The organism is Candidatus Brocadia sinica JPN1, assembly GCF_000949635.1.
GTDB lineage: Bacteria > Planctomycetota > Brocadiia > Brocadiales > Brocadiaceae > Brocadia > Brocadia sinica.
Genome location: NZ_BAFN01000001.1, coordinates 3,859,217 through 3,885,232, shown reverse-complemented (window position 1 = coordinate 3,885,232; position 26,016 = coordinate 3,859,217). Strand labels below are relative to the sequence as shown.

Genomic DNA, 26,016 nt, shown 5'->3' with positions numbered 1-26,016 from the left:
AGCGTAAAGTAATTAGTATGGCGGTTATATACATTTAAAGAATTTCTCTATCTCAAATGCCCTGAGGTGCACTTAATGAGCACGATGCCGTATTGACGCTCGGCGGGTCACTGCTAGATCATAGGCGCGTGCGATATCAGTATTACGCAGCAAACCTACTAAATGACGCGGATTTTTGCGTGCCACGACTGGCAACTGACCAACATCGCGCACCCCGATACGTCGCAATGCGGCGCCAATCGTCTCGTCGGAATATGCAAGGAGCAGCTCCCTTGTGCAAATTTCACCAACAATACACACCCTACCGCAATCGTCATCCTGAGCGCGATCAATATCTTGCACAGTGATAATGCCAGTCAATTCGCCTACATTATTAAGCACTGGTAAGCCGTGCTGTCGTCTTTGGGTAAGTAAATCGGTTGCTACTGTAAGCGAATCAGATTCCCGCAAAGTAACGATTTCAGTCTCCATAACCTCATTTACCGTAATTGTTTCCAGCACGTCAACGTCGCGTCCTCGTTGTAAACGTATACCCTTGCGCGCCAGTCCCAGTGTATATACTGAATCGTGTTGCAGATGCCACGAGAGAAACAGACTAACGTTTACTGCTGCTATCAGTGGCAAAATAATCCGATAGTCATGGGTCATTTCAAAGAGCAGGATGAACGAGGTAATTGGCGCATGTATTGTGCCTGCAAGGACGGCAGCCATCCCGACCATCGCAAAGGCGGGTGGTGAAATATTAAGAGAAGGAAAAACCTGTCTGGCAACGAGTCCGTAAGCGCCACCAAGTGTAGCGCCGGAAAAAAGGGCAGGCGCAAATACACCTCCTTGGAAACCGCTGCTGATGCAAATCGGCGTTAGCACCAGCCTGGATAATGCCAGCGAAAGCAGGAGAGTCACCGTCATCGGTTTGCCGTCTAAAATATTTTCAATTGTAGCATAGCCTATGCCAAACACCTGTGGCAGATGCATTCCAACGAGACCTACGGCGAGACCCGCAACTGCGGGTTTAAACCAGCGCGGGGCATTCCATGTATCAAAGATACCCCGAGTAAAATGATGCAAACGAATATAGAATGCAGCGCTAAGTCCTGATAGCACACCTAACCCAAAATAGAGCGGCAGTTCCCATACTGAGTTAAAGGCATATGCAGGGATGTAAAATGCAGGTTGAGGCCCTGATACGGCCTGTGTAAACACAGATGAGATCACAGATGCTAAGGTAACGACCCCAAAGGCGTTTACACTCAGTTCGCCTATAATAATCTCCAAGGCAAAAAATATACCGGTAATAGGCGCATTAAAGGCTGCGGCGATTCCACCTGCAACACCCGATGCAACGAGGGCGCGAATTCGCTCATCAGAAAGGCGCAGGAGTTGTCCAAACATGGATCCTACGTATGCGCCAATCTGCACTGAAGGGTCTGCAGGTCCTACTGAAGCACCAGAACCGATAGATAATGCAGCAGCAACAGTTTTGGTTGGTATTTTCCGATATGGCAGCCGCCCGCCTCCTAACGCTACGGATTCCATAATACCTGCTATACCCACATATCGTTCCTTACCAATAAAAAAGTGGGAAATCAGTCCAACAGCGAGGCCGCCGATGACAGGTATAAAGAAGATCATCCAATTTCCTATGGAACCCAAAGCTGTTCCTATCTTGTCAAATCCGGCCCAATTTGCCAAATCATGGAAAAATCGAAGGGCGATTTCTTTCCTGTGAAAAAGTCCCATGGGTGTATCTATCCCTTCGAATGCATACCGATATATCACGTTAAATAGTTGCTTGAAGAGCCATACTCCTATGCCGCTCGTGAGGCCAACAAGTATCGCGATTACAGCAAGAGCAACTGATTCGGAGAATTGCTGACGATTGAGCCAGCGTATGATCTTATCGAAAGAAAATAGTCTTATTTTTGCCCAGACATATGGTAACATAACATTACTTTTTAATATTTAACAAACTTGAGCACTTTCAGAAAGCCCTTCGGCAAATTGTTCCAGGCGGTGATGCACATCCCGGCCCACCCGTTCCCACACCTGTTCAAATTGCCGATACAAGGCTTGCTGCTCCTCCAGACTTAGTACCTTGTTGGTTAGCGGAAACAGTAGATAATCTTCCTTCCAAATGTGATTGGGATACAGCGCGGCAAGCTCTCTCAGGCTCTTTACCACCGCCTTTTTGGCATCGGGATCACCGCTTTGGTAGGTGTCTGCCGCATCGGCCAACTCTGTGACGAGCACCCGGCCGCGCTTGTGCTCGGCCGTCAGCATTCCTATGGGGCAGCCTTGTTTTGAGATACCCTTATTAACCAAAGCTGGGAATAGCAAATCCTCTTCTTTGTCGTGATGACATTTATCGGCGAAGGTTTGCAGGAATTCAATTACCCCATGAAGCGTTTTTATATCCACTACCCGGCCCGCTTCCAGCCGGTCTGCCAGCACTGGAACTGCGCTGATCACTTTGGCAATAATAAGATGTTCGTCCTCAAGCATCTGGATTGGGTTGTTGCTCATCATCTTTGATCTCCTTATTAGATAAATAAAATTTGATCATGGCCAGTCTCCGCAAGAAATGTGGTCAACCCCATACTCTTGTCAACCTCATTTACAAGTTCGTCCCGGGATATATTTAACAAGCCCATAGAATTGGTGCAGACATAAAACTTCGCGCCCATAGCCTTAGCTTGGGTTAAAAGTTCAGATATTTCCTGAATATGGCCTTTTTTCATATGTTCTTCTAATAGGCGCCGATGAATTTGCCTCTCTTCATTAAGTTGGAAAACTGGTTTTCCTTTTACCAGATATTCTAACGCCCAATAGGTAAAAAAGCACCTTGCTTCTCTACCTAATGCCAGGGCTACCAGCGCAATGGAAAAACCGTGATAAACGCGGTCGTATGAACCACTATGAAATATGATCGATAAACCTTTCTTATCTGTCTCCATGGTTTATTTCATTTGCCTCTTATGGTTTCTGCCCAATCTAGCAAAGGTACTCCCGCTTTTCTTGCGGTAGCAAGTTTCTCGCTTAAAGTATCTATTTCGTTTTTATTCAATCTTTCGGAAAGTATCGACAAACCGTCACAGTTTGAGACGTGAATAAGGAGCGCTCTTGCCGCTGAAACAGCCAGCTTTGCCTCCTCATCTGTTAGACTATCCTTCTTTAGCAACTCGGCACAAGAGCGGGCAGTAGCTATTACACCATCATGCTCCGTGAGTAACTGATCGACATACTCACCCAAAAATACACGTAAGGTTGGATAAAGTACCTCTTCTTCGTATCTGAAATGTGGACCGACAACTACGTTTATCTTGTCAAGTATTTTTCTTGCCTTGACAACATCCTTTGATTGCAAGGATTCCATTAATTCAAGTAATCCGTCCCTTACTTTTCTGTGGTCTTCTCTGAATTCCGCAATGGGATCTAATTTTACCATCATGATCAACCTCCTTTCTTAAATCCTTTTTAGTTTCAATGTTCAATTGATTATCAATAAAGGTAACTTTCCCATCCAGCACACAACCTTTCTGCAAAGGTTGACATGATTTTCTCAACCTAATACATTCATTATTTATCTGATGCGGACACGTCCAGCTCATTTGTTTTTCAATACCTCCAAAAGCGCTTGTGCATTATTTCTTTCTTCATCTTTGGCGGCATATAATAGGGTGACTTTTTTATTTTTCCCTAAATCTATCAATTGCTTCAAGAGTTCATTTTTCTCTTTCAACTCCTTCATATAACGGCTTTTAAATTCCTGCCAGCGTTCCTCTTTATGAGCAAACCACTTTCGGAGCGTATCGCTGGGGGCAATCTCCTTCATCCAGTAATCGATGGCAGCCTCTTCTTTTTTAAGACCTCGCGGCCAGAGACGATCAATCAAAACCCGTGTGCCATCATTTCTAGCTGGTTTTTCGTAAACCCGTTTTGTTTCAAACATGGTAAATTTAAACCTCTTTATTCTTCTATTGTTATCGCCGTTACAGGGCATTCATCTTCAGCATTTTTACAGGCATCTTCAACCTCTTTGGGGACAATGGCAACAATTACCTCTGCCTTATCACCATCCATCCGAAAAACCTCAGGACAGATCTGAACACATAAGCCACAACCGATACACGTATCTTGGTCTACCTTTGCCTTCATAATTTAACTCCTTTTTTAGAGAGTATTTTTTTCTAAACAGCCCCGAAAATTTATTTTTTACTTACGCCCTCCTAATTCTTTATCGAGTATAAGCAATCCACTTACAGAGTTTGCAATAAGTTTAAGTTTTGCCACTATTATATTAGCGATTGCCTCTTCCTCAACCTGTTCACGAACAAATTGCTGCAGCATAATCTCTGTGGCATAATCATTCTCCGACTGAGCCAGTTTTATAAGGCTATGTATCTTTTCAGTTGCTTTTAATTCATGAGCAGCAAAGTCCTCAAACACCGTAAGTGGCGACTCCCATTCTTTTTTTTGGCGCCTCGATCTGTTGCAAGACAACCCTTCCGCCTCTTTTGACGATAAAATCAAAGAGTTTTATCACATGTCCATTTTCCTCCGTTGCCTGTACCTTAAACCAACCGGCAAATCCAGGTAAATTGGTGAATTCGAAATACGCAGCCATTGAAAGATAGAGATACGAAGAACACATTTCGAAGTTTATCTGCTTATTGATTATCTTTTGAATTTTTTCTTTGATGACCATAGTAGTTTCTTCTTCTTTCTTTTTCCGTTAAATGTTATTTATGTTGATTAATATAGTTTACAAAAAAATCCTTTAATTGCGGCATATCACATGCAAATCCTATTGACATTGCCTTTTGAAGCGCCTCTTCGCCTGTCAATCCCTCCTTTAGCGCTGTGTGCATCATGGAGAACGCCCCAGCACGTTTTCCTGTACGGCAGTGAACAAATATCGGCGTTGGCAGAAGCTCTATTTCTTTACGAAATTGATCAACCAATTCAGGCGTTATGCCTTCCTTCATTGAAACTGGGATATGTAAATATTTCATCCCGCATTTCCGGACTAGAACTCCTTCATCTTTTGGCGAAAGAGGCTGAGCATCTTCCCCGAAAGTTCGGAGATTGATAACCGATTTAAATCCCTGTTGTGGCAGTTTTTCAATTTCTTCTTTGGACGGCTGGCTTGCTGATGTGATATTGTCATTAATCTTAATTCTGTCCTCCATAGAAACCTCCTCTTTTTTAAAAAAACTATATAATTCAGGCTTAGATCAACTTATAAATTCGTTATTCAATCGATCAATATCTTCCTGCTTTAATTTCCAGCCAATGGCGCCTAAGTTTTCTCTGAGGTGTTCAACCTTTGTTGATTTCGTTATGGTAACAATTCCTTTTTTAGAAATTAGCCAATTTATTGCAATTTGAGACTGCGCCTTGTTGTATTTTTTGGCTAGTTCATCTAAGATTTTAAACCCGGGTTTTGCGAGTTCGCCCTTTGCAAGAGGTCTCCATGCGATAACGAGAATATTATTTTCCTGGCAATAGGGAATTATTTTTGATTCCATATCATTCGTTACTCTACCTTCATTCCTTACAAGCAGGTTGTATTCAATCTGATTGGCAACGATTTTATTTTTCGTATATTTCTGCGCTTCTTTTATTTGTTCAACCGCAAAATTACTTACCCCAATACACTTAACCAGTTTTTGTTCAACGAGAAAATCCATTGCCTTCATGGTTTCCTGTATTGGGATGTCCGGGTTCGGCGCATGAATCAGATATAAATCAATATAATTCGTATTTAACCTCCCTAGACTCCCTTTAGCAGAAACAATGAGCTCCTCATAACTTAAATGCTCCGATGAAACTTTCGAAGTGATAAACAGATTTTTTCTATCAAAACCACCGATTGCCCTTCCAACCAGTTCTTCTGTATGGCCCTGGGCATACGCTTCCGCGGTATCAATGTTTGTTATTCCAAGTTTGATCGCATTTTTAATTGCAGAAATATCTTCACTGTCATACGTAGTGTCTGCCACATCTCCTCCGCCAATAGTCCATGTTCCAAGACCTATAACAGGTATTTCAATGTTATTCGACAATTTTTTGAATTCCATCGTAGCCTCGCATTAAGATCGGAGGGGATGTTTCTCAATCACATCCTTCCATTTCGTAAATATAATAACCGCTCTCATTAATGGCCTTTTCAACATCCTCTGATGCCTCTTCCGTATGACAGAAGCGGCATTCCTTGGTTGTGAGCGGTTGTCCCTCCTGTCCGACTCTCTTTAGATATTCATGACCATATTGGATGACCTTTTCATGGGGCTGATCCTTTGGAACGATAATATCAAAATGCATCGTCGCCCCGTTCTTCTTTACGACGTAGGTATCGTAGACAGCTACTTTCATAGAGTATCCCTCCGATCTTTAGCGTATTGATGAGACAATAAACGGTATTTTGATTGCGCAATGCGTGCGAAATCTTTTGCTTGTCTGTTAGTCAGATGAATTTCAGATTCTTTTTTCACCGTGACACCATCTGCAGGCATTCGTCTATAGTGAGAACGGGTACAATTTTCCCGGTCTGGCTGGGCACCAGTGGAAGAAAAAATTCTACCACTGCACTATAATCATTTGCTTCCAGGATAATAAAAAAATCATGTTCTGTAACTGTGGCATAAGCTCCCAGTATCGTTACACCCTTCTCTTCGGCTATTTTTCTTCCCTCCCAGAACTTACTCAGCATCATTGCTCCTTCTTCACTCCTGCCAGGACAGTTTTCCGGGGTATGTGTCCAGTGAGCGACGTATACCGTTTTTTTGCCGGCAACACCGATATTCCATCCAGACTCCTTCTCATTCTCGTTGGCATAAACGTTAGAACTGATGAACATCATGGTTGCAAATAGGACACAAGCATTAAATAGTATAGTTCTCTTTTGCTTCATGTCGTCTGTTTCTCCTTTTACCTGAGTTTTATGAAAACACGTTGTTTTATAATCAACTTTCAATGTTTTCTGGGAAAAAATTGGCCGATTACCATATAACAATAGCCTTTGTTAATGGCAGTAAACTTCGTTTCCTGTTCCTTCAAATTCTCTATAATGGGTATTTTTGATTATCACCTCCTTTTTCACTTAACTCCTGTATGTGAGAACACGGCCCCAGAGGCTTTTTGTTCCCCAGATGCCTGACCTCAGAGATTCAAGCTGAACAATCTGGCTGTGATCAACAAAGAGATTAACCTCCGGCCCGTAATTCTTAATATACCACGAAAAGACGTCAGGATCTGCCGCTTCAAACATCACTTTTTCCAGCCCCAACGCATTGATGATCCTGGCCACAACATCAGTCCGCCACATCTTTACATTTTCGGTAATCCCCTCAGATTCTATCATAATCATATGCGCCCCGGCCTCTAAAAATCGTTTTGCCTGCAAAATGGCCCATTCCGGGTCACGCGTTCCTTCGGCCTCCAGTTCGGCGACGGCGCTTGCGCCGCCAGATCCAAATTGAATTCCAACTTCCGGCTTTGCGATCAATCCAGCCTTTTGTACCTTCTCAACGAGGCGCACGAGGTCTTCCGTTGGCACGGTGATAAAGCCGCTTGAAATCTCTACGATATCAAAGCTGAGTTCCTTGCACTCTTGAATGTAGCGGCCCACAGCTTCAATTCCTTGGGTAAGCACATATTCTATAAAGCCTCCTGTGGAGACACGAACGTTATACGCATGGCAGATATCAATGAGTTCCTTGACTATCTGCCGCGGCATGAGGCTGAAGGATCCGCCAGCAAACTTGAGTGTGTCCACATAAGCGCCCATAGTTTCCAGAATATCTTGCAAATAATGCTTACCCATCGGTGTATAGTAAGGGCCTCGGATCTCCGTAACGCCTTTTGTACGAGGCTTTGGCTGGCGCTCATTAACTTTTAGAAAGGCAAACGCTCGTTCTGCAGTGTGGGTTTTAAATTGAGCCATTTTTGATCCTCCTTAATCTGTTTCATTTTTTGCCACAAAGATGCCAAGTCACAAAGAAAACCTTAGTGTTACTCCCCCTGTATCCCATAGGTGTTAAGTTAAGGAATCAATAATCACTGTTAATTTCTTATTTGTATTGAATCCTTCATATTCCCCGCTGGCGGAGGTGCAGGGGGTGGATTGGACTTCTTTCCCACTTCAACTACCCCTTTATTTCCTCTTTTTAACGGGAAAAGCTATGCCTCCTCTCTGTCGAAAGGGGCATGGCTTTGGCTCCCATGCTAAAACTTTGAAATTCTTAAACATCAAGTTGCCGGAACCTGAACCTTTGCCAGCAATCTCAGTATATATGAAATCTGTATTGAATCCATATCAGCGACCGCATCTATAATTTTGAGGCGCAGGGATGCATCTGTGTATGGTCCACTGAGCCGCTCGAACTTCTGTACCACGGTTTCCCATCGCATCGGACGAGTATGAAAACCCTCGTAGTCCCGCTTTTCTTTGACCAGCACCCGGTCGTCAGAGAGTGAGACGGTAATTCGGCATGGCATTTCGTTTGGGAACCGTTGACTATAGGCTTCTGACGGCCTTACCAAGATTTTTTTAAGCAATCCTTGAACATCTTGACGCTGGATGCGCTCCGGTTTGTACTGCTCGGGCATGACCCGGTCATCCAGCATTGCAACTGCAATCATATAAGGGAGACTATGGTCTGCTTCCTCCTTTGTCCTGACAATGGTCTTGTTTCCTTCCTCACCACCTCCGATGATGTGATATGCCACATCAAAAATCTCTATTTCAACCTGTGTTACCTCAGCGGCTGTAAATCCGCACTCTTGCTTTAGTTCCAGGATGCCTTCGATGGCTGACTGGGAATGAATCTCGGCATTGTACCTCTTCAGTATCGTGCTCGTCACCCGCCCTAAATCCTCTTGAGTCCAATCAATCTCAAATCGACCGGCAATCGTATCCATAAAACCCTTATTCCCCTCAAAGACCTCCAATGGGCCAGTAATGCCTCGCATGGCCAGAAAAGTTGCATGCGTGCAGCCGAACGCGGTGTTTGGATAGGCCAGACCTTTCCAATGGGACAGCGCACCGGTTCGGGTTACCCTCAATGCATTAAAGGCCGTTCCGCTGATTGCAAGTGCGTTGGCAGTTTTGGCCAGATCTAACCCCAGCGCCCTGGAAACACCTGCCGTTACTGCATATGCTCCCTGCGTGGTATGGTCAAAGCCTTTGGCCCGTACCGGAGCAACGTCGCTCAAACGACACTGTACTTGATAGGCAACCGCAAGGGAGGTCAGGAATTCCCGTCCGCTTCGGTTTGCGTACTCGGCAGCGGCAAGCACCGCGCCAAAATTATCGCTGGGGTGACAAGTTTCTCCTTTTGCCAGATAACTGTCGTTGAAGTCAAGGTAGCGTACTAATGCGCTATTGTAGAATGCCGCACGGTCCGGGGCCGTCTGCCAACCGCCAATCGTGGTGCAGCGTCCTGTATCCCCAGAATCTTCGATCTGTGCCCTGATCAACCGGATAGGTTCCCCGTCCAGAGCGCCTATTGCGCAACCAAGTGCGTCCAAAACTCGAATTTTGAGTTGCTGGCATGCAATTTCTGAGAGGTTGTCATACGACGACCTTACGACAAATGTTGCCAGGTGTTCTGCCAGCGTCATAATGCCTCCTCTCTGTGATACTTTGAGCAACACTTTTTTATAAAGCACCAATAATTTCCTACAAACATACTTCTGAGTAATCAACGAATGAGTTGAGCTTAAAATAATACAAAAGCCATGAATTATCAATAAATTAATTGTCTCCCAGGATACAAATCATAAACACTTCGGCAGTAAGGCTGCTTTTTTCTCAACGAAATTGAATGAGGCCGAATTGATGCAATATCGAAGTCCGGTTGGCGGTGGGGCCATCGTTAAATACATGTCCAAGATGCGCATCACACCGGTTGCACGAAGTTTCTATCCTTATCATACCATAAGAAACTCTCCTATGGATGTTCATGCTGCCCCTGTTCATGTTTAGCTATCAAAAACCAGAAGCTTAGGAATTTCAAACTTTTCGTCTCCCCCTTACGAGGGGGGATAACAGCTGTCCCCCGCTGGCGAGGGTAAGGGGGTGGAATTTTGTCGTAAAAAAAGGGGCACGTGTAAGTCGCCGAAGGCCTGATTTCTACTAACTACTGCTCCATGGCATACAGGGCGAGTTGCAGCCTGTCAGCGACTCCGGCCTTTTTATAGATACCGTTCAGGTATTTTTTTCACGAATAGTTCACTGATGTTGAGAAGTTTCATGATCTCCTTGCCAATGAGTCCTTTTGAGATATATTTGAAGAGACGTTGATCTTGTATCTTTGGGAGGCAATCCGTCAACAAGAGCAGGATTTTCACCTTGTGTTGAAAGAGTATTTCAGGAGATATCCCGGAAAAGGTATGAAAATCAGCAATGAACAGGTCTGTTTTTGTTGCAATCTCTTTTTCAGATTCGACGATACTAACACAATAACCCATCTTGCGGGCGTCTCCTGTCAGTAATTGCCTGATACCTTCCGAAAAGAGGTAGTTACAGCAACAGATCGATATGCAAATATTTTCCCTGCATTTTCGCTAAAAATGTCAAATTTTTTTTGGAAAATACTAACTATCGCAGGTAAGCGCTAGAATTTAAGCTTCTGTAAATACTCCGCCACCTTATCTCCCATGCCTGATGTTGAGAGTGTCTTGTCCTTCGGTGTGCTGGCAGAGGCAATATCACCCGTCCGATACCCAGCTTCCAGTACGGCCATAATGGCCTGTTCAATAGCATCTGATTCTTTGTTAAGACCAAAGGCATATTTCAACATCATAGCTCCGGACAGGATCTGGGCTAATGGATTGGCTTTGCCTTGCCCTGCAATATCCGGGGCTGAACCGTGGATTGGCTCGAAAAGTCCAAAACCCGTCTCTGAGAGACTGGCGCTGGGAAGCATGCCAATAGAGCCGGTGATGGCTGATGCCAGGTCAGACAGAATATCCCCAAACATATTTTCCGTGACGATCACATCGAATTGTTTCGGATTCGTCGCCAGTTGCATGGCGGCATTGTCCACGTACATATGATTAAGTTGTATTTGTGGATAATTCCTCTGAACATAGTCAACAACCACTTTTCGCCACAGTTTTGAGCTTTCCAGGACATTTGCCTTATCAACAGAGGTCAGTTTCTTATTGCGTTTCATAGCCGCCTCGCAGGCAACTTTCGTAATCCTCTGAATTTCTGGGACAGAATAGATCATATAATCCACGGCATAATCCCCCTGAACAGCCCCTTCCTTCAAGGTAATGGACTTGACCTTGTTCTTACCGAAATATACCCCCCCTGTCAATTCCCGGACAATGAGGATATCCAATCCACCTTTTAATCGCTCTGATTTTAGGGATGCCGCGTCTGCCAGCGGCCCAAAGATTACTGCCGGGCGCAGATTTGCAAATAAGCCATAAATACCCCTCAAGGGCAACAACGCCCCCCTTTCAGGGGTTAATTCTGCAGGGAGGTTCTCCCATTTCGGCCCCCCCACCGCGCCAAAATAGATAGCATCTGCACTATCACATATTTTTTTTGTTTCATCAGGTAACGGATGATCATACTTATCGTAAGCGCATCCTCCTACCAATGCCTCTTTATATTCAAAGGTATGGCCAAATTTCTTCGCAACGGCATCCAACACCTTTCGTCCTTCCTTCATTATTTCCGGCCCAATCCCATCCCCTGCCAGTGCAGCAATGCATTTTTTCATGTATAAATCTCCGTAAAATCCATAATCTTGATAAGCAAATTGTTTGAATCAGGACGCAGATTTTTGCAGATACATACTGCTGGGACACGGCAACCATGCCCCCTACAAACCTGCCAATCGTTCGGCTGAGCGCTCGCGACGAAGTACGCGTTCATCTGTGTCCAAAATAAGGAATGATTTTACCTTTCTTTTTGAAAAGAATCTACTTCTATTTATTTCGTATTTTCGCTGGTTTGTTGTAACGGCAGACGCGACATGGTTGGATTATTGGGAATATAGATTAACGAATCGATAGATTACGGTAGGTGGCAAGACATTTTAAGGATAGCTTTGATGAGGCAGTTTATCACGTTCCATCAAGTGGGGTAGTTATTGTGGTACAGAAGGTTTGGAAAATCTTATCCTTTACTTATCACAAAAGCAGGAAAGAGATAGGAAACATGGTTACCACCAAAGAAAAATGGCAGATTATTTTTTACTACATTACACAACAACAATAATTTGATATACAGTATAAACAAGGATAGCAAAATTAAAACCAGACACTATTAATTCTAAGCTTTTGTCCCGATATTTGCTCGATATATTATCCTTATGGTTGCACGGCTTTTAATCCCATTTCCAATAGCTATAACAAAAGTTACCGGGGTGATGCTTGTCACATCGCCAAATCTTCTGTAAATATATCTTATGGCTGCCCGGTAGATTTTCGAATGCTCTACCGGCCGCAATGAACTGCGTGTTTTCCATTCCTTTGCGACCACACAGAAGAAACGCCACAGGCTTAGATGTCATGCTTGGGCCGCGATCAGCGTGGATCACCAGTTGTTCAGGCTTGATAGCCTGTTTTTTACAGCTATCAGCAATAAGCCGTTGTGCCAATATGGCCTGTTCGTGGTGCGCAACCATCCATCCGACGACATAACGGCTGAAGATGTCGAGAATGACATAGAGATAGAAATATGTCCGCTTTGCAGGTCCTCTGAGTTTTGTTATATCCCATGACCATACCTGATTAGAAGCCGTTGCCAGAAGCTCCGGCTTCTGGTAATTGGGTCTGAGCGCCTGGTTTCTTCTTTCACGTACTTCACCATGTTTTTTCAGGATACGGTACATGGTTCTCGTGGAACACAGGTAGGTTCCTTCATCAAGCAAAGTTGCATAAATCTCATGCGGGGCCTTATCAAGAAAGCGTTCGCTATGGAAGATATCAAGAACCGATTGCTGTTCCTGCTCTGACAATGCCAGTGGAGGCGTCGAAGATACCCTTTTGCAAGAAAGGTCTTTTTTGCACTTTTGGTAGTAATAATAACTCGCTCTTGGGATACCCAGTGCCTTGCAGGCTTTTTTGATGCGCACATGTTGAGCAAGAGATTCGGCGGCGCGCATCATATCTTCTCTCCTGTTGTACCCAGTGGTATCTGAAGTATTTCCGAGAGTTTTTTTTGGACGTCAATAATGATTTCTGCCCGTTTGAGTTTCTCTTTCAGCCGATGGTTTTCCTTTTCCAGTTCAGCAATACGACGTTCGGAGGGGTCGATATTTTTCGCCTTTGGGCCGCGATGTTTTGGGGAAAGCGCTTCCAGGGCGCCTTTCTTCTGTTGACGACGCCATGTGGTGAGATTGGACGAGTAGAGTCCTTCACGCCGTAAAAGCGCCCCAATTTGACCCTGTGTAGTACATGCCTCCGCCTCTTGAAGGATGCGGAGTTTATATGCTGCGGTGAATTTCCGGCGAACTGCCTTCTCTGTTACCTCAGGATCAGGAAAATGACCAGGTTGGGTTGCACTGTCTGTGGAAACTCCAGTCGCCCTGCGGGCTCCTCCCGTTTCCACAGACAGGTTATCTGTTTTTAGACTTATTGGACTACTATTTTTCATAGATCTTCTCCTTCCCACCCTACACTAAACTATATATGGGAAAGTGTCCAACTATTATTGACACAGAGGGGGGAATGCTTTCAACGTGTCAGTATTGCCACTGTTTCCTTGACAAGATATGATGGTATGTAATGCTGATATGCCAGATGACTTATACGTTTATTCATTCTAGCGAACAACAGAGTTCATCGGCGTGCTTTAGCACGTCCGATGGAATGACGTATTTGGACATTTTCAATTTCTTCATAAATTGTTTCAGGAGCAATATCAGCTCCATTTGGCCACGAAATAGTTCCTCCATCAATTTGGGCTTTTTTAAACAATTTTATATCTTTAAGCTTTTTGAATACTGGACCTTTATCTAGCCATTTCGCAAAGTCAACACAGACAGAAAGGCCGTCATCAAACATAATTTTGTAAATATAATCCTTTTTATATTCAATACTAACAATATCATTTAGTTCCCACATAATTCTTACTCCAAGGGGTCAATTTTCTTTAATTCTTTGCCTCGTTTAGCCAATTCCTAATCCTCAAATAATTCTTTTTCATGCAAATCAATCCATTCTCTAATCAGCCTTGTAGCCGTCTTCGACTGAATACCACCTTTTATAATGTTCCCTTGAAAATCAAACAACGCCTTTCTTCCTTGATATTCTACATGAAAATGTGGTGGATTCTGATCATCATAAAACATTCTGATAATAATCCCAAAGAACATCGATATTACAGGCATTGCCACCTCTTGTGCCTTAAGATGTAATAGATACCAAATGTCCCTAGAAACCTTCGACAAGTATCACAAATTGGTATCTAATCTTATTCGGTAAATTTCAAAATCCTTCCCTTTGATTGATTTATTTTAAAATTTGCTGGATTATACACCACCCATGCAGACAAATAAAATAGAAAATTACCCCTTCTATTTATTGTTGATTCTACATACAAAATGGCTAAAATTACTAAAGAAATTTCAAAACCATAAAATCACCAGACAGGCAGGACAATCGTCTCGCTTGTCATTATTATGTCAGGCGGAAACGCATGAGCTATCCTTAAGGTTTTTCTTTGTGCCTTTGTGTCTTCGTGGCATTAAAAAGACACCAAAAGCTTATATTGAAGCTATGTTCTCATATACAATGCAGGCGCTTTGTTGAAGATATCCGTAATTATTCCCGCACTGAACGAAGAATCCCACATTGAAAAAACACTTCAGAGCGTTACAAAACAGGACGGTGATTATGAATTCTTTGTGGTAGACGGAGGAAGTAGCGATAATACGGTTGCGATCGCAAAAAGATACACCACGGTGATAACCAGCCAGCGTGGCCGGGCAATTCAGATGAACACCGGTGCAAAGGCGTGCAATGGCGATATTTTGCTATTCCTGCATGCCGATACACTCTTGCCAGGCAACGCCTTCCGTGAGATAAGAAAAAGGATGAAGGATGATACGGTAGCAGGAGGTTCATTTTATATTGCATTTGATGCAGATACCTTTATACTAAAGGGTGTTTCATTTATCACACGCTTTAACTTCAGACTCTTCCACTTTGGCGACCAGGGTATTTTTGCACGACGTGATGTCTTTCAGACACTCCACGGATACAAAGAAATAACCATTATGGAAGACTATGATTTTTATAAACGGCTGGGTAACCAGGGTAAAGTTATCCTTATACGGATGCCGGTGATTTCTTCGGCGAGACGATTCGTCAAAAAAGGTGCAATAAGACAGTTGTTGATTAATAAGTTCGTAGTGCTTGCCTATTGGGCTGGTATGAATATTCAAACCATTAAACGTTTTTATGACGACATGAGGTAAAAATTATGCAGATATTGCTGACAAATGATGATGGCATTTATGCCCCCGGGATTGCTGCCCTAAAGCATAAAATTCAAGACCTGGGACAAGTTACCGTGGTAGCGCCCGATGTTGAACAGAGTGGCGTGGGACACTCCATTACCTTCAGCCATCCATTACGAATCAGAGAGGCACATTTAGATAATGAATTTATCGGTTACAGTGTAAACGGCTCTCCGGCAGATTGTGTAAAACTGGCCATTTATGAAGTTGTGAAACAGAAACCGGATGTAGTCATATCGGGAATTAATATGGGTTCCAATGTGGGTATCCATATCCTGTATTCCGGGACAGTGGCAGCGGCAGTTGAGGCTGCCATTATGGGATTTCCCTCCATTGCCGTTTCATTCGAGATTTCTGGCCAATATGCTGATATCCATAGCGCGGCAAAGGTTGCCAGGAGCGTCATAGAACGCATTCTATCGCATAAACTACCAAAAGGGTCGTTGCTCAACGTAAATATTCCCTCAATTCCCCCGGATCAAATCAAAGGTATAAAGGTAACACGACAATTTGCCCATGATTTTAAAGAAAACTTTGAAAAACGCATAGATCCTGGTGGAAAGGACTATTATTGGTTGATAGGCACAGACAAGACCCGACATCGTGAGGAAGACACAGATATTCATGCCGTCAACGAAGGCTATATCTCCATTACTCCGCTCCGTTACGACCTGACAGATTACGCCATGCAAAAAAGGGTCGTGGAGTGGGACTGGAAAGGGATCGTGTCGTAAATTTGGCCAGGATGGATTAAGACAGGAAATCATTCAAAAACAAAGAACTACTGCTCCCACGAAAGGCAGACTTTTCGCCATTGATGACACAGACCGCCCTAAACCCTTTGCAAAGAAAACCGAGGGAGCAAAGTGGCAATATTTCAGCCCACTCAAAAAAGAGGAAGTCTGTTATGCCGGAGTCGGCGCTGCTTTCGTCTCACAAGCAAAACGCTTCCCTCTTGACATAATACCTTATTTGCCTGCCTCTGAATTTCCCAGAGGAGTAAAAAATCCTCAATTTAAAGACATGATACAAATCGCTATAGAACTTTTCGACCTCTACGCAGAAAGTTTCGGTTTCTCAGGCACAGTCTTCGACTCATGGTATGCCACAGCCAGGTTCCTCAAACACCTCTATGAAAAAGACAAAATCTTCTACTCAGAAATGAAATCCAACAGAAACATCTTCATGTACCATCCGGCAAAAAAAACACTGCTGCATCAAACCAGATGATCTCGTTACCCTCATCAAAAAACATTACAGGAATAAAATCAAATACGTTACATTCAAAACTACGGATGGCTCTGAAGTTTCACATAAAACCTATTCGTTTGAGGCAAAGCTGAAAGATTGTGATGTTCCCATCAAGTTTTTAGTCATTTTTGGCAAATGGAACAAGGATGACGACAATAACTTTTGAAATTGAATCGAAACGCCTTAAGAAAAAATGTGCCGATTAAATTTTTAACAAAGTAATGTTCTCAGTATCCACCACCATCACCGCCACCATTGTCATCATCGGTAGTTTCTTTTTTCAATTGAAAATCGACTACCTCATTTTCTCCTTCCGCAAGTTCAATTTTCTTTTTTGCGTTCTTAAAGCCTTGCTTCTTCACCCTCAGGGTATAATTACCAGCGCTTAAATCTGAAAATAGATATTTACCATCATTGTCAGTGGTGGTTTTGTCCTTGAAATTCGGTTCCTTACTCTTCAAAGAAACTTTTGCACGCTTTATTGGCTTGCCTGATTTTTTGGCTGTTACTGTACCGGATACACTGCCTTTTGAAATAGGTGTAGGTACTAACGTAGGGGTAGGTGTTTGGGCTGTTATGGTATTGTACGAAAATACATATCCACTAGCCATGATAAAACATAAAGATAATGCAATGTTTTTAACCATGGTAACCTCCTGTGAAAAACTGTTAAAGCGGTAATATTATTATTCAGCACCGAGTAACTCTTTTTGGTCGCAGCTATGGCGCACTAAAGTAATTCCTGATAAATGTGATATTATACATATTACCAAGAGAGTCAATAAAAAACCTTGACTTGTCTCTGATCCAATTTTATAATTAATTCGTTAATGTTACATTTGTCACAAACGGGCAGATAGCTCAGTTGGTAGAGCACAGGACTGAAAATCCTGGTGTCGCCGGTTCGATCCCGGCTCTGCCCACCATATAATCTTGTAGCTAAGTGTCCGGATTTAAGGTATTCTCAGTTTTGTTACCTCAAATATTGAATAAGTATCCAATACATTACAATTCCCCGCCTTGCATTCATTTCACTTCCCAGCATACTAAATAACTTGCGCGATGTCCATGTTGCAAACGTTAGTTTATTAATAGTGATGATATAGTCCTGGAATATTTTATTTTTCCCTTGTATTAATACGATTATGGTAAATTTAAAGCATCTGGATACGAAATCTTTAGAAGAACGTGCAAAGGTTATTCGGAGGCATATTATACGGATGCTAACCAAGGCAGGCTCCGGACATCCTGGCAGTTCACTATCAACAGTAGATTTGTTGGTTGCACTTTTTTATAACAAATTACGGCACAATCCACAGTTCCCTAAATGGCCAGAGAGGGATAGATTTATTTTGTCGAAAGGTCACGCCTGCCCTTCACTCTATGCCATACTTGCAGAAACGGGCTATTTCGATACGGCCAAGCTTGATACACTGAGACAGTTCGGCAGCACACTCCAGGGGCACCCCTGTATGAAAACAACACCGGGAATTGAAGTATCCGGTGGGTCGCTTGGACAGGGTCTTTCGGTTGGACTTGGGATTGCCTTGGCGGCAAACTTGGATAAAAAGGATTATCGAACTTACGTCATGCTGGGCGACGGAGAAATCGAGGAGGGGCAAGTGTGGGAAGCTGCGATGGCCGCAAGCCATTATAAGGTGGATAACCTTTGCGCCGTTCTCGATCAAAATGGACTGCAGATTGACGGCTTTATTCATGAGATTATGTCATCATACCCGATACCTGATAAATGGCGGGGGTTTGGCTGGCATGTGATTGAAATTGATGGACATAATTACGAGTCTATCCTGGCCGCTTATGATGAGGCAGAGAAGATCAAAGGACGGCCAACCGTCATTGTGGCGAAAACGGTGAAAGGAAAGGGTGTCTCTTTCATGGAAAATCAGGTTGACTGGCATGGGAAGGCCCCTTCAAAAGAAGAGGCAGAACGTGCGCTGGCTGAATTAAAGTAATCATGGTGGAAATAGAAAATGACTGAAATGGTAGCCACGCGTCAGGCATATGGCGACGCACTATTAGAGCTTGGAGAAAAGAACAAAGACATCGTGGTGCTGGATGCTGACCTCTCAAAGTCCACAACGACAGCCAAATTTGGCAAAAAATATCCCGAAAGGTTCTTTAATATGGGGGTTGCCGAGGCCAACATGATGAATACGGCTGCCGGATTGGCAACGTGCGGAAAGATTCCGTTTGTGAGCAGTTTTAGTATTTTTGCAACAGGCAGGGCATGGGAGCAGGTCAGAAATACGATCTGTTACAGTGGACTACAGGTAAAAATTGTTGCCACCCATAGCGGTGTCTCAGTTGGACCTGATGGCGCATCACACCAATGCATAGAAGACATCTCCCTGATGCGAACAATTCCAACTATGGGTGTTGTTGAACCATGTGATGCGGTTGAAACAAGAAAGGCCATTCTGGCTGCGGTAGACTATAAAGGTCCGCTCTATATCCGATTGGGCAGGGCTGCTGTGCCTGTAATAACAAAAAAGGAAGACCCATACACCATTGGAAGGGCAAATATCCTCAGAACGGGAGATGATGTGGCGATTATCGCTTGTGGGGCATTGGTGGTACACTCACTTACAGCAGCCGACATGCTAGCGAAGGAGGGAATTAAGGCAGCGGTAGTCAATATGCATACGCTAAAACCAATAGATCAGGAATTATTGATAAAGGTTGCAAGACAAGCAAATGCGGTGGTAACTGCAGAACAGCATGTGCTGGACGGTGGTTTGGGCAGCGCGGTTGCGTCGATATTGGCACGAACCTACCCTATACCCATCGAGATGATTGGCATTGACAATCGTTTTGGTCAATCGGGAGAACCTGATATCCTCTTTAAGGAATATCATCTCTTGCCGGATGACATTGTTCTGGCAGCAAAACGGGTCGTAGGACGAAAGAAAAAATGAAAAAAAGGCTATCCATCTTTTTATTATTTATAACACTCACAGCGCTGAGAGCAGTTTCGTTTGGGCAGGACAAACCTTCTGAAGAACCTCAGGTTGAGGCAAAAGAACAAGCTAAGCCGACCAGTGAAAGTATTTATGAGGAATTTGAAGAGCTTATCAAAGTCGTGAAGGAATTACAAGACAAGTACGTCGATGAAATACAGCTGAACACAATCCTCATAAATGCATACCGTGGGATGCTTTCCGGACTTGACCCTTACAGTCAATATTTTAGTCCCGAAGAGTTAGAAGACCTTAAAATTGAAACGGAGGGAGAGTTTGAAGGACTGGGAATCGAAGTAATTATTAAAGATGGGTTATTAATCGTGATCACTCCCCTGCTCGATTCTCCTGCATTTAAAGCCGGGATTTTGGTGGGCGACCGAATCATTAAAATCGATGGCGAATCCACAGAAAACATGAGTATTCGTGAGGCGATAAAAAAGCTCCGGGGAAAGTTAGGGACAAAGATTACCCTGACTGTTGTTCACGAAGGTGATACAGCGCCTGTAGATATTACCATCGAACGTGCAAAAATTTATGTAAACAGCATCCGGGGTGCCAGAATAGCGGATGATGCGTATAAGATTGGTTACCTTGCTGTATCAAATTTTCAGGAAAATACCGCAAAGGACATGGATACAGCTATTCAGTATTTGTTGAAAAAAGGCATGAAAAGTTTGATACTGGATTTGAGATTTAATCCTGGCGGATTATTAAACGCCGCTGTAGATATGGCTGATAAGTTCTTGGAAAAAGGTATTATTGTTTCTACCCGGGGAAGAGATAAGACCCAGAATTATATATACCACGCCCGTAAGAAGGGAACCTATCCCAATTTCCCCATGGTAGTATTGGTAAATAATGGAAGCGCAAGCGCCTCAGAGATTGTTGCGGGCGCACTGAAGGATCACAAACGGGGTTTACTGCTTGGTGTTAAGACATTTGGCAAAGGATCTGTTCAAAGTCTGATTCCCGTAGGAGATGGAAAAGCTGCTTTAAAATTGACAACGGCGCGGTATTATACCCCATCTGGAGTTTGTATCCATGAAAAAGGAATTGAACCCGATATAACGGTGCCCCTCACTTTTGCAGAAATAAAGGCTCTGCACGAGCATTTAGCTACGTTAAACATTGAGAGCAAGATGAATGAAGTGAGGGAAAAGGATGCAGCCCCTAAAGGCCCCGTTGAGGAAAAAGGAAAGCCGAAATACGAAGACAGTCAGCTCGAAAGAGCAATTGATATTCTGAAAGGCATAGAGGTTTATGCGAAGGGTATACACACTCATTAAAAAAATTGAAATTGTAGTCCACATGTAAATTGTTTTAACGAAGGCAGAAAATTTTCCTGCCTTTTTTCGCTATGCTAATTCTGGGCATTGAAACATCCTGTGATGAGACATCGGCTTCTCTTGTGAAAGATGGCAGGGAGATATTGTCAAGCATTATTTTGTCACAGGATACATTGCATCGTAATTTTGGAGGTGTGGTTCCTGAAATTGCCTGTCGGGCACATTTAGAGTCTATCATGGGGGTCATTCACAATGCCCTTGCCGACGCAAAAATACAACTCACTGAAATCGATGCAATTGCAGTCGTTAATACCCCGGGGCTGATTGGTTCATTGCTTATTGGAGTGACTGCAGCCAAGACATTGTGCATGGTGCTGGACAAACCTTTAATAGCTATTGACCACCTCCATGCCCATATCTACGCAAACAATCTTGAATACGCCGATATACAGTACCCCGTTGTCAGCCTTGTCGTCTCAGGAGGTCATACCATACTTTTTCTATCAGAAAATGAGACGAAACATATACCGTTGGGCTGGACAATTGATGACGCAGCTGGCGAGGCTTTCGATAAAGTATCAAAGATATTGGGTCTTGGTTATCCCGGTGGACCCATCATTGACAAACTGGCGAGGCTTGGAAACCCATCTGCAGTAACCTTCCCAAGGGCTTACCTTGAGAAGGATTCACTTGATTTCAGTTTTAGCGGACTTAAGACGGCGGTACTCTATTACTATCGGGGACAAGATTCAAAAAACACCGATACAAAAACACCATCTGATCAAAAAAGAGCAGACATTGCCGCAAGCTTTCAGGAAGCGGTGGTTGATGTCCTGGTGGATAAGATTGTCCTGGCATTGAAAATGTACAATGTCCATGGTGTGCTAACAGGTGGTGGCGTAGCAGCGAACTCCAGACTTCGGCAGAGATTGAAAGACAAATCGAAGGAGCTATCTATCCCCGTATACTGTCCATCTACCAGATTATGTACGGATAATGCTGCTATGGTAGCAGGACTTGCCTATAAGAAGTATTTAGAAGGGGATATTGCAGGGCTTGATATAGAGGCTATTCCATAACATATTTATTTTATACCTGTTTTCTCTTTTTTGGAAAAGGAGGGTGTAAATGACGTTGGACAGAAAAAACTTTAAAAGATATTTTACTTTTATATTGGCAGCTCCTGTTTTGTTGATGGTTTTACAGCAAACTTCTTTGTTTGGAGGAGTTAAACCTGGCACATATAAGGTAAATATCTCCGCGGACACGATTGAAATTGGAGAGGATACATGGGTATTTTCAGAAAATGGGAATTTCGAGAGTGAAGGCTTAAATATTGAAAGTGAATGGGAAAATACCGGAAACGATACCTTCGAAATCAAAGCAGATAAAAAAGAAATCTCGGATATCATTAATGTGAATTTATTATTGATAGGACTGCTTCCTTCGGATTATTCATTAAACATTAAAACTGTTGATATTTCTGGAACTTCCAAAGGGAATACCATAAAAGGAAAAATTAAAATAAATTCCAGTATCAAAGTTAAAAACCCTATAAAGATAACTTTTAAAACGAATGGAAGTGCTGATTTTAAAGGCGAATGGATACAACCATAATGAATAAGTACGGATGGTGCGCAGGACGCACCCTACTCTGGCTGGAAGGTTTAAATGCCCATCGGTAGGAGCCATCTCCTGATGGCGATTGGCAATTCACAACGGCTTGCAATTGCCACAGGTCGCCAACGGGAGTTGTCACCTACCAAAAACTTTGAAATTTCTATACGTTAAATCAGGCACCCTTTAGTATTGAGATTCCTAAATATTTAAATTATGGATATTGATGTCATAAAACAATTATTAGAAGATTATAAGGCCGGGGAAGTGTCAATACATGACGTCCTGGGAAAGATCAGGGAGTTACCTTATAAGGACATTGGTTTTGCCAAAGTGGATAGTCACCGTAAAATTCGCTGTGGTTTTCCGGAAGTTATTTTTTGTCTCGGCAAGACCCCTGAGCAAGTTGTAAAGATTGTAGAACATATTGTTGCAGGCGAGAATGATATGCTTGCAACCCGCGCGAGTATGGAAATTTATGAGGCCGTTTCCAGAAAATTCCCAGCGGCTGCTTACCATGAACAGGCAAGAACAATTACGATACGAAAGACCCGCCGGAAGCCACACAAAGGATTAATCTTAATCATAACAGCAGGTACCTCTGATATCCCCGTTGCAGAGGAAGCAAGGGTAACGGCAGAGATCATGGGCAATACTGTGCGGGTACTGTATGATGTTGGTGTTGCCGGTATCCATCGGCTTATGAAAAATCACAGTGAATTACTAAAGGCCAGCGTAATCATTGTTGTAGCCGGAATGGAAGGTGCACTGGCAAGTGTCGTAGGAGGTTTGGTAAATTGCCCTGTCATTGGCGTGCCGACAAGTATTGGTTATGGAGCCAGCTTTTATGGAATTGCAGCGCTTTTGTCTATGCTGAATAGTTGCGCCTCCGGTGTATCGGTTGTAAATATTGACAATGGCTTTGGGGCAGCTTATGTTGCCTCTTTGATCAATCAGACAAAAAAGTGAGGGTGATTGCAGAATCTCAGCCACAAAGCACACGGAGTGCATAGAGAAAGATAGAATGGATTCATTAACATCGTTGATAAATTTTGATAAAGTCAGATTTGTTGGTAGAAACAAAAGAATTTCCTCGCGGTGGTCTCCGTGATTAAAAAATTTATTGCAATTCTATGTTTGAAGTAAAGACATTACCAAAGATTCCTTCCAGAAAACCCGATACTCACAAAGGAAACTACGGGAGGGTATTGGTGCTGGCTGGTTCCCGTGGCATGACTGGCGCCGCATGTCTCTGTAGTAACGCAGCTCTGCGTGCCGGAGCCGGGCTTGTAACTCTGGGCATCCCGGAGAGCCTGCACGGAATCGTGGCATCCAAACTAACCTGCGTCATGACGCATCCCTTACCCGAAACCCATGTAAAAACCCTGGCTGAATCGGGACGTCAGGACATCCTCGATTTTTCGCAAAGTTTTGATGTGATTGCCATAGGTCCCGGTCTGTCCCAGTACCTTGAGACGAAGAGACTGGTATTATGGTTATTACAATCTCTGGATAGGCCCATTGTGCTGGATGCTGACGGAATTAATGCTTTGGCAGATAATCCTGAAGTGCTGTATAAGATAAAAAAACAGATTATACTTACACCACATCCTGGAGAAATGGCTCGTCTTCTCGGAATATCTTCTTCACAGGAAATCCAGTCTAAACGTTTAGATGTGTCCAGGACGTTTGTTAAAGACAAGTATAATGTGACCCTCGTATTAAAAGGACATCAGACCGTTGTTATGAATGAAGAGAAGTTCTATATAAATAAGACAGGTAATCCAGGAATGGCCACTGCAGGGGCTGGTGATGTATTGACGGGTATGATTGCAGCCTTTCTGGGGCAAACGTATTCACCCTTTGAGGCTGCACAGGCGGGTGTGTATCTGCATGGTTTGGCAGGCGATCTTGCTGCGCAGGAAATGGGTGAAATTTCGATGATCGCCACGGATATATTGAATAAGTTACCCATGGCATTCCTGACTTATAGAGAAAATACGAGTATATGAAACGATTGCTAATCGTGGTGGTGGTGCTGCTGGGGTGGTTTTCCAATCCCTTACATTCCTTATATGCTGAAAGTGGCGCCTATCATGCCCCAAAAGGCACTGTCAATGAGCAATTGAAGGAAGGGATTGAATATGCAAATCGGTGCATAAATATTTGTATTCACACCTTTGCGGCCCTGGATATCATAAAAGATCTGGAAGCTGCCAGAGATAAAGGCATTCGGGTACGTATCGTAATTTTAGAATATGGTACTGGTGCTAACAATAACAGAGGCCCGCTGGTTGAAACATTACTTCACAGAAAATTCGATACCAGGATCCTTAAGACCCATATTGGCAATGACCAGATACAGGATTTTATTTTATTGGATGACAGGATATTGGTAAGCGGGGCATACAACTGGCTTGCCTACCGGAAAAGAACTATTTGCAATGATGTCTTGTTTCATTACGACCCGGAAAAAATTCGCGCTTACAAGAGCATATTTTATACCCTGTTTACAGAAGGAGAGGCAGCTCCTTTTTTATATAACCGGAATGAATGGGTTGCAACGAAAGATCCTCTTGTCCCTGATATTCCCTCTGACACCTTGAATGCTAATCAAGCAACTCAGGACCATAGCCCTGATAAAGAGCCAACGGCTACCGGGAAATCTTCAGAACCGACTCCGGAGGCAGCGATACCGAAAGATTTTATTGAGATATCTTTTGACGCGTTGGACAAGCAATTGGGAAAGAAAAGTACGTTTTCCCGTTCTGAAAAAAATGAATTGTGGCAGAAGTACAAGGGTAAATATGTCCGGTGGCAGGGGGTCGTGTCTTATAAAGGGATGGGACGTGTAGACTGGAATCGTATCGGAGTAAGTCGTCAACGGAGCAAGAATGCGGAAGTGGAAATCCGGTTTGACTGGAGGATGTTTGAAAAGGTAATGAACGTTAGCGTGGGAAGTACGATTACCTATACCGGCAAATTGGTCTCCCGCTCCGGGATCAACGCCCCTTATCGCCTCGATGACGGAAACATAGAATAATGGGAGGATAGAGTGTGAAAAAGATTACGGCAATTGTAAGAGAGGATCGGTTTGCAATGGTGAAGGACGCTTTATTAGACATCGGATATCCTGGTATGACGGTAACCGAGGTAAAAGGACACGGTCATCAAAAGGGCATTACCGAGCAGTGGCGCGGAAGAACCTTTAGGACAGATCTTTTAAAGAAAATGCAACTGGAAATGGTGGTTATGGACAAGGATGTCGAGAAAATTGTACAATGCATTGTAAAGGAAGCCAAAACAAGCAATATCGGAGATGGAAAGATTTTTATTTCTCCTATTGAAAATGTTATTCGTATTCGTACAGGGGAAAAGGGAGAAAAAGCCATTTAG

At 43.4% G+C, this 26,016-nt stretch carries 31 protein-coding genes, 1 tRNA gene and 2 pseudogenes; 13 read left to right on the top strand and 21 right to left on the bottom strand.

The genetic code is table 11. From position 1 onward, the window contains the following. Nucleotides 1–72: 72 nt before the first annotated feature. From BROSI_RS17905 to BROSI_RS17810, 20 genes and pseudogenes are all read right to left on the bottom strand, one after another. Entirely contained in the window at nucleotides 73–1,944 is a 1,872-nt protein-coding gene (locus tag BROSI_RS17905; protein WP_052565305.1) for a chloride channel protein, read from the bottom strand. 18 nt (nucleotides 1,945–1,962) lie between these two features. Further along, nucleotides 1,963–2,526, bottom strand: a complete 564-nt coding sequence (locus BROSI_RS17900; protein ID WP_052565302.1) for a hemerythrin domain-containing protein — start codon at nucleotides 2,524–2,526, stop codon at nucleotides 1,963–1,965. 14 nt (nucleotides 2,527–2,540) lie between these two features. Further along, nucleotides 2,541–2,954, bottom strand: a complete 414-nt coding sequence (locus tag BROSI_RS17895; RefSeq protein ID WP_052565300.1) for a DsrE/DsrF/DrsH-like family protein — start codon at nucleotides 2,952–2,954, stop codon at nucleotides 2,541–2,543. Nucleotides 2,955–2,962: 8 nt separating this feature from the next. Next, nucleotides 2,963–3,448 (bottom strand): hemerythrin domain-containing protein, encoded by a 486-nt coding sequence (locus BROSI_RS17890; protein WP_052565298.1) that lies wholly within the window; start codon nucleotides 3,446–3,448, stop codon nucleotides 2,963–2,965. Between the two features lie 156 nt (nucleotides 3,449–3,604). Beyond that, nucleotides 3,605–3,949, bottom strand: coding sequence for a DUF488 domain-containing protein (locus BROSI_RS17885; RefSeq protein WP_052565296.1), 345 nt, complete (start codon nucleotides 3,947–3,949; stop codon nucleotides 3,605–3,607). 17 nt (nucleotides 3,950–3,966) lie between these two features. Next, on the bottom strand, nucleotides 3,967–4,155 hold the full coding sequence (locus BROSI_RS17880) for a ferredoxin (RefSeq protein WP_052565294.1): 189 nt from the start codon (nucleotides 4,153–4,155) through the stop codon (nucleotides 3,967–3,969). A gap of 57 nt (nucleotides 4,156–4,212) precedes the next feature. Beyond that, nucleotides 4,213–4,446 (bottom strand): ferritin-like domain-containing protein, encoded by a 234-nt coding sequence (locus BROSI_RS21085; protein WP_200891787.1) that lies wholly within the window; start codon nucleotides 4,444–4,446, stop codon nucleotides 4,213–4,215. After that, on the bottom strand, nucleotides 4,439–4,705 hold the full coding sequence (locus BROSI_RS21080) for a ferritin-like domain-containing protein (protein WP_200891786.1): 267 nt from the start codon (nucleotides 4,703–4,705) through the stop codon (nucleotides 4,439–4,441). The genes BROSI_RS21085 and BROSI_RS21080 overlap by 8 nt, the downstream gene beginning before the upstream one ends. 34 nt (nucleotides 4,706–4,739) lie before the next feature. Further along, nucleotides 4,740–5,189 carry a protein tyrosine phosphatase family protein gene (locus tag BROSI_RS17870; RefSeq protein WP_052565292.1) on the bottom strand — a complete coding sequence of 150 codons (450 nt, stop codon included), beginning with the start codon at nucleotides 5,187–5,189 and terminating at the stop codon, nucleotides 4,740–4,742. A 45-nt stretch (nucleotides 5,190–5,234) separates the two neighbouring features. Beyond that, complete coding sequence (locus BROSI_RS17865; RefSeq protein ID WP_052565290.1) at nucleotides 5,235–6,080, bottom strand: aldo/keto reductase; 846 nt, start codon at nucleotides 6,078–6,080, stop codon at nucleotides 5,235–5,237. Between the two features lie 34 nt (nucleotides 6,081–6,114). Then, nucleotides 6,115–6,375: a DUF2024 family protein gene (locus BROSI_RS17860; protein WP_052565288.1), complete on the bottom strand. Its 261-nt coding sequence runs from the start codon at nucleotides 6,373–6,375 to the stop codon at nucleotides 6,115–6,117. Between the two features lie 115 nt (nucleotides 6,376–6,490). Further along, nucleotides 6,491–6,913, bottom strand: a complete 423-nt coding sequence (locus tag BROSI_RS17855; RefSeq protein WP_157842618.1) for a DUF3303 domain-containing protein — start codon at nucleotides 6,911–6,913, stop codon at nucleotides 6,491–6,493. 189 nt (nucleotides 6,914–7,102) lie between these two features. Next, the gene (locus BROSI_RS17850) at nucleotides 7,103–7,945 is read right to left on the bottom strand and encodes a phosphosulfolactate synthase (protein ID WP_052565285.1); all 843 of its coding nucleotides are present in this window, start codon (nucleotides 7,943–7,945) and stop codon (nucleotides 7,103–7,105) included. A 305-nt stretch (nucleotides 7,946–8,250) separates the two neighbouring features. Beyond that, nucleotides 8,251–9,624 carry an MmgE/PrpD family protein gene (locus BROSI_RS17845; protein WP_052565283.1) on the bottom strand — a complete coding sequence of 458 codons (1,374 nt, stop codon included), beginning with the start codon at nucleotides 9,622–9,624 and terminating at the stop codon, nucleotides 8,251–8,253. 156 nt (nucleotides 9,625–9,780) lie between these two features. Further along, nucleotides 9,781–9,955, bottom strand: a pseudogene (locus BROSI_RS21520) (peptide-methionine (R)-S-oxide reductase); the annotation flags it as partial. A 242-nt stretch (nucleotides 9,956–10,197) separates the two neighbouring features. Continuing rightward, nucleotides 10,198–10,473, bottom strand: coding sequence for a hypothetical protein (locus BROSI_RS17840; RefSeq protein ID WP_052565281.1), 276 nt, complete (start codon nucleotides 10,471–10,473; stop codon nucleotides 10,198–10,200). Between the two features lie 146 nt (nucleotides 10,474–10,619). Then, nucleotides 10,620–11,738, bottom strand: a complete 1,119-nt coding sequence (gene leuB / locus BROSI_RS17835) for a 3-isopropylmalate dehydrogenase (protein ID WP_052565279.1) — start codon at nucleotides 11,736–11,738, stop codon at nucleotides 10,620–10,622. A 768-nt stretch (nucleotides 11,739–12,506) separates the two neighbouring features. Further along, nucleotides 12,507–13,504 (bottom strand): annotated as a pseudogene (locus BROSI_RS20900) (DDE-type integrase/transposase/recombinase); the annotation flags it as partial. Nucleotides 13,505–13,803: 299 nt separating this feature from the next. Beyond that, the gene (locus BROSI_RS17815) at nucleotides 13,804–14,088 is read right to left on the bottom strand and encodes a DUF2442 domain-containing protein (RefSeq protein WP_052565273.1); all 285 of its coding nucleotides are present in this window, start codon (nucleotides 14,086–14,088) and stop codon (nucleotides 13,804–13,806) included. Between the two features lie 56 nt (nucleotides 14,089–14,144). Then, nucleotides 14,145–14,354 carry a DUF4160 domain-containing protein gene (locus tag BROSI_RS17810; RefSeq protein WP_052565271.1) on the bottom strand — a complete coding sequence of 70 codons (210 nt, stop codon included), beginning with the start codon at nucleotides 14,352–14,354 and terminating at the stop codon, nucleotides 14,145–14,147. 417 nt (nucleotides 14,355–14,771) lie between these two features. On the opposite strand from BROSI_RS17810, the gene BROSI_RS17800 reads away from it, so the two are divergent. The 3 genes from BROSI_RS17800 to BROSI_RS21515 are packed head-to-tail and all read left to right on the top strand — an operon-like array spanning nucleotide 14,772 to nucleotide 16,715. Beyond that, nucleotides 14,772–15,443, top strand: coding sequence for a TIGR04283 family arsenosugar biosynthesis glycosyltransferase (locus tag BROSI_RS17800; protein WP_157842617.1), 672 nt, complete (start codon nucleotides 14,772–14,774; stop codon nucleotides 15,441–15,443). A gap of 5 nt (nucleotides 15,444–15,448) precedes the next feature. Next, nucleotides 15,449–16,219, top strand: a complete 771-nt coding sequence (surE, locus tag BROSI_RS17795) for a 5'/3'-nucleotidase SurE (protein ID WP_052565265.1) — start codon at nucleotides 15,449–15,451, stop codon at nucleotides 16,217–16,219. Beyond that, nucleotides 16,164–16,715, top strand: coding sequence for a transposase (locus BROSI_RS21515; protein ID WP_082059310.1), 552 nt, complete (start codon nucleotides 16,164–16,166; stop codon nucleotides 16,713–16,715). The genes surE and BROSI_RS21515 overlap by 56 nt, the downstream gene beginning before the upstream one ends. A gap of 248 nt (nucleotides 16,716–16,963) precedes the next feature. On the opposite strand, the gene BROSI_RS17785 is transcribed toward BROSI_RS21515, so the two are convergent. Then, on the bottom strand, nucleotides 16,964–17,383 hold the full coding sequence (locus tag BROSI_RS17785; protein WP_052565261.1) for a carboxypeptidase-like regulatory domain-containing protein: 420 nt from the start codon (nucleotides 17,381–17,383) through the stop codon (nucleotides 16,964–16,966). Between the two features lie 203 nt (nucleotides 17,384–17,586). On the opposite strand from BROSI_RS17785, the gene BROSI_RS17780 reads away from it, so the two are divergent. The 10 genes from BROSI_RS17780 (at nucleotide 17,587) to BROSI_RS17735 (ending at nucleotide 26,016) form a co-directional block, all read left to right on the top strand. Further along, nucleotides 17,587–17,662 (top strand) — tRNA-Phe (locus BROSI_RS17780). 219 nt (nucleotides 17,663–17,881) lie between these two features. Further along, on the top strand, nucleotides 17,882–18,709 hold the full coding sequence (locus tag BROSI_RS17775) for a transketolase (protein ID WP_052565259.1): 828 nt from the start codon (nucleotides 17,882–17,884) through the stop codon (nucleotides 18,707–18,709). A gap of 18 nt (nucleotides 18,710–18,727) precedes the next feature. Then, complete coding sequence (locus tag BROSI_RS17770; RefSeq protein WP_052565257.1) at nucleotides 18,728–19,672, top strand: transketolase family protein; 945 nt, start codon at nucleotides 18,728–18,730, stop codon at nucleotides 19,670–19,672. Then, nucleotides 19,669–21,003, top strand: a complete 1,335-nt coding sequence (locus tag BROSI_RS17765; protein ID WP_052565254.1) for a S41 family peptidase — start codon at nucleotides 19,669–19,671, stop codon at nucleotides 21,001–21,003. Before BROSI_RS17770 ends, BROSI_RS17765 begins: the two co-directional genes overlap by 4 nt. A gap of 71 nt (nucleotides 21,004–21,074) precedes the next feature. Next, nucleotides 21,075–22,082, top strand: a complete 1,008-nt coding sequence (gene tsaD / locus BROSI_RS17760; RefSeq protein WP_052565252.1) for a tRNA (adenosine(37)-N6)-threonylcarbamoyltransferase complex transferase subunit TsaD — start codon at nucleotides 21,075–21,077, stop codon at nucleotides 22,080–22,082. A gap of 49 nt (nucleotides 22,083–22,131) precedes the next feature. Continuing rightward, nucleotides 22,132–22,620, top strand: coding sequence for a hypothetical protein (locus BROSI_RS17755; RefSeq protein ID WP_052565250.1), 489 nt, complete (start codon nucleotides 22,132–22,134; stop codon nucleotides 22,618–22,620). Nucleotides 22,621–22,836: 216 nt separating this feature from the next. Then, on the top strand, nucleotides 22,837–23,589 hold the full coding sequence (larB, locus tag BROSI_RS17750) for a nickel pincer cofactor biosynthesis protein LarB (RefSeq protein WP_052565248.1): 753 nt from the start codon (nucleotides 22,837–22,839) through the stop codon (nucleotides 23,587–23,589). A 164-nt stretch (nucleotides 23,590–23,753) separates the two neighbouring features. Then, nucleotides 23,754–24,632: an NAD(P)H-hydrate dehydratase gene (locus tag BROSI_RS17745; protein ID WP_052565246.1), complete on the top strand. Its 879-nt coding sequence runs from the start codon at nucleotides 23,754–23,756 to the stop codon at nucleotides 24,630–24,632. Then, nucleotides 24,629–25,663 (top strand): phospholipase D-like domain-containing protein, encoded by a 1,035-nt coding sequence (locus BROSI_RS17740; RefSeq protein WP_052565245.1) that lies wholly within the window; start codon nucleotides 24,629–24,631, stop codon nucleotides 25,661–25,663. The genes BROSI_RS17745 and BROSI_RS17740 overlap by 4 nt, the downstream gene beginning before the upstream one ends. Nucleotides 25,664–25,677: 14 nt before the next feature. Continuing rightward, nucleotides 25,678–26,016 (top strand): P-II family nitrogen regulator, encoded by a 339-nt coding sequence (locus BROSI_RS17735; protein WP_052565243.1) that lies wholly within the window; start codon nucleotides 25,678–25,680, stop codon nucleotides 26,014–26,016.

Bases quoted from the DNA above. Each gene is read 5' to 3' on its own strand.
- BROSI_RS17845 (WP_052565283.1), bottom strand. From the start codon at position 9,624: ATGACGCTGGCAGAACACCTGGCAACATTTGTCGTAAGGTCGTCGTAT.
- BROSI_RS17855 (WP_157842618.1), bottom strand. From the start codon at position 6,913: ATGAAGCAAAAGAGAACTATACTATTTAATGCTTGTGTCCTATTTGCA.
- BROSI_RS17840 (WP_052565281.1), bottom strand. From the start codon at position 10,473: ATGGGTTATTGTGTTAGTATCGTCGAATCTGAAAAAGAGATTGCAACA.
- BROSI_RS17745 (WP_052565246.1), top strand. From the start codon at position 23,754: ATGTTTGAAGTAAAGACATTACCAAAGATTCCTTCCAGAAAACCCGAT.
- BROSI_RS17850 (WP_052565285.1), bottom strand. From the start codon at position 7,945: ATGGCTCAATTTAAAACCCACACTGCAGAACGAGCGTTTGCCTTTCTA.
- BROSI_RS17860 (WP_052565288.1), bottom strand. From the start codon at position 6,375: ATGAAAGTAGCTGTCTACGATACCTACGTCGTAAAGAAGAACGGGGCG.
- BROSI_RS17870 (WP_052565292.1), bottom strand. From the start codon at position 5,189: ATGGAGGACAGAATTAAGATTAATGACAATATCACATCAGCAAGCCAG.
- leuB (WP_052565279.1), bottom strand. From the start codon at position 11,738: ATGAAAAAATGCATTGCTGCACTGGCAGGGGATGGGATTGGGCCGGAA.
- BROSI_RS17765 (WP_052565254.1), top strand. From the start codon at position 19,669: ATGAAAAAAAGGCTATCCATCTTTTTATTATTTATAACACTCACAGCG.
- BROSI_RS17865 (WP_052565290.1), bottom strand. From the start codon at position 6,080: ATGGAATTCAAAAAATTGTCGAATAACATTGAAATACCTGTTATAGGT.
- BROSI_RS17740 (WP_052565245.1), top strand. From the start codon at position 24,629: ATGAAACGATTGCTAATCGTGGTGGTGGTGCTGCTGGGGTGGTTTTCC.
- BROSI_RS17775 (WP_052565259.1), top strand. From the start codon at position 17,882: ATGGTAAATTTAAAGCATCTGGATACGAAATCTTTAGAAGAACGTGCA.
- BROSI_RS17815 (WP_052565273.1), bottom strand. From the start codon at position 14,088: ATGTGGGAACTAAATGATATTGTTAGTATTGAATATAAAAAGGATTAT.
- BROSI_RS17785 (WP_052565261.1), bottom strand. From the start codon at position 17,383: ATGGTTAAAAACATTGCATTATCTTTATGTTTTATCATGGCTAGTGGA.
- BROSI_RS17900 (WP_052565302.1), bottom strand. From the start codon at position 2,526: ATGATGAGCAACAACCCAATCCAGATGCTTGAGGACGAACATCTTATT.
- BROSI_RS17905 (WP_052565305.1), bottom strand. From the start codon at position 1,944: ATGTTACCATATGTCTGGGCAAAAATAAGACTATTTTCTTTCGATAAG.
- larB (WP_052565248.1), top strand. From the start codon at position 22,837: ATGGATATTGATGTCATAAAACAATTATTAGAAGATTATAAGGCCGGG.
- BROSI_RS21080 (WP_200891786.1), bottom strand. From the start codon at position 4,705: ATGGTCATCAAAGAAAAAATTCAAAAGATAATCAATAAGCAGATAAAC.
- BROSI_RS17755 (WP_052565250.1), top strand. From the start codon at position 22,132: ATGACGTTGGACAGAAAAAACTTTAAAAGATATTTTACTTTTATATTG.
- BROSI_RS17770 (WP_052565257.1), top strand. From the start codon at position 18,728: ATGACTGAAATGGTAGCCACGCGTCAGGCATATGGCGACGCACTATTA.
- BROSI_RS17890 (WP_052565298.1), bottom strand. From the start codon at position 3,448: ATGATGGTAAAATTAGATCCCATTGCGGAATTCAGAGAAGACCACAGA.
- BROSI_RS17895 (WP_052565300.1), bottom strand. From the start codon at position 2,954: ATGGAGACAGATAAGAAAGGTTTATCGATCATATTTCATAGTGGTTCA.
- BROSI_RS17880 (WP_052565294.1), bottom strand. From the start codon at position 4,155: ATGAAGGCAAAGGTAGACCAAGATACGTGTATCGGTTGTGGCTTATGT.
- BROSI_RS17885 (WP_052565296.1), bottom strand. From the start codon at position 3,949: ATGTTTGAAACAAAACGGGTTTACGAAAAACCAGCTAGAAATGATGGC.
- surE (WP_052565265.1), top strand. From the start codon at position 15,449: ATGCAGATATTGCTGACAAATGATGATGGCATTTATGCCCCCGGGATT.
- tsaD (WP_052565252.1), top strand. From the start codon at position 21,075: ATGCTAATTCTGGGCATTGAAACATCCTGTGATGAGACATCGGCTTCT.
- BROSI_RS17810 (WP_052565271.1), bottom strand. From the start codon at position 14,354: ATGCCTGTAATATCGATGTTCTTTGGGATTATTATCAGAATGTTTTAT.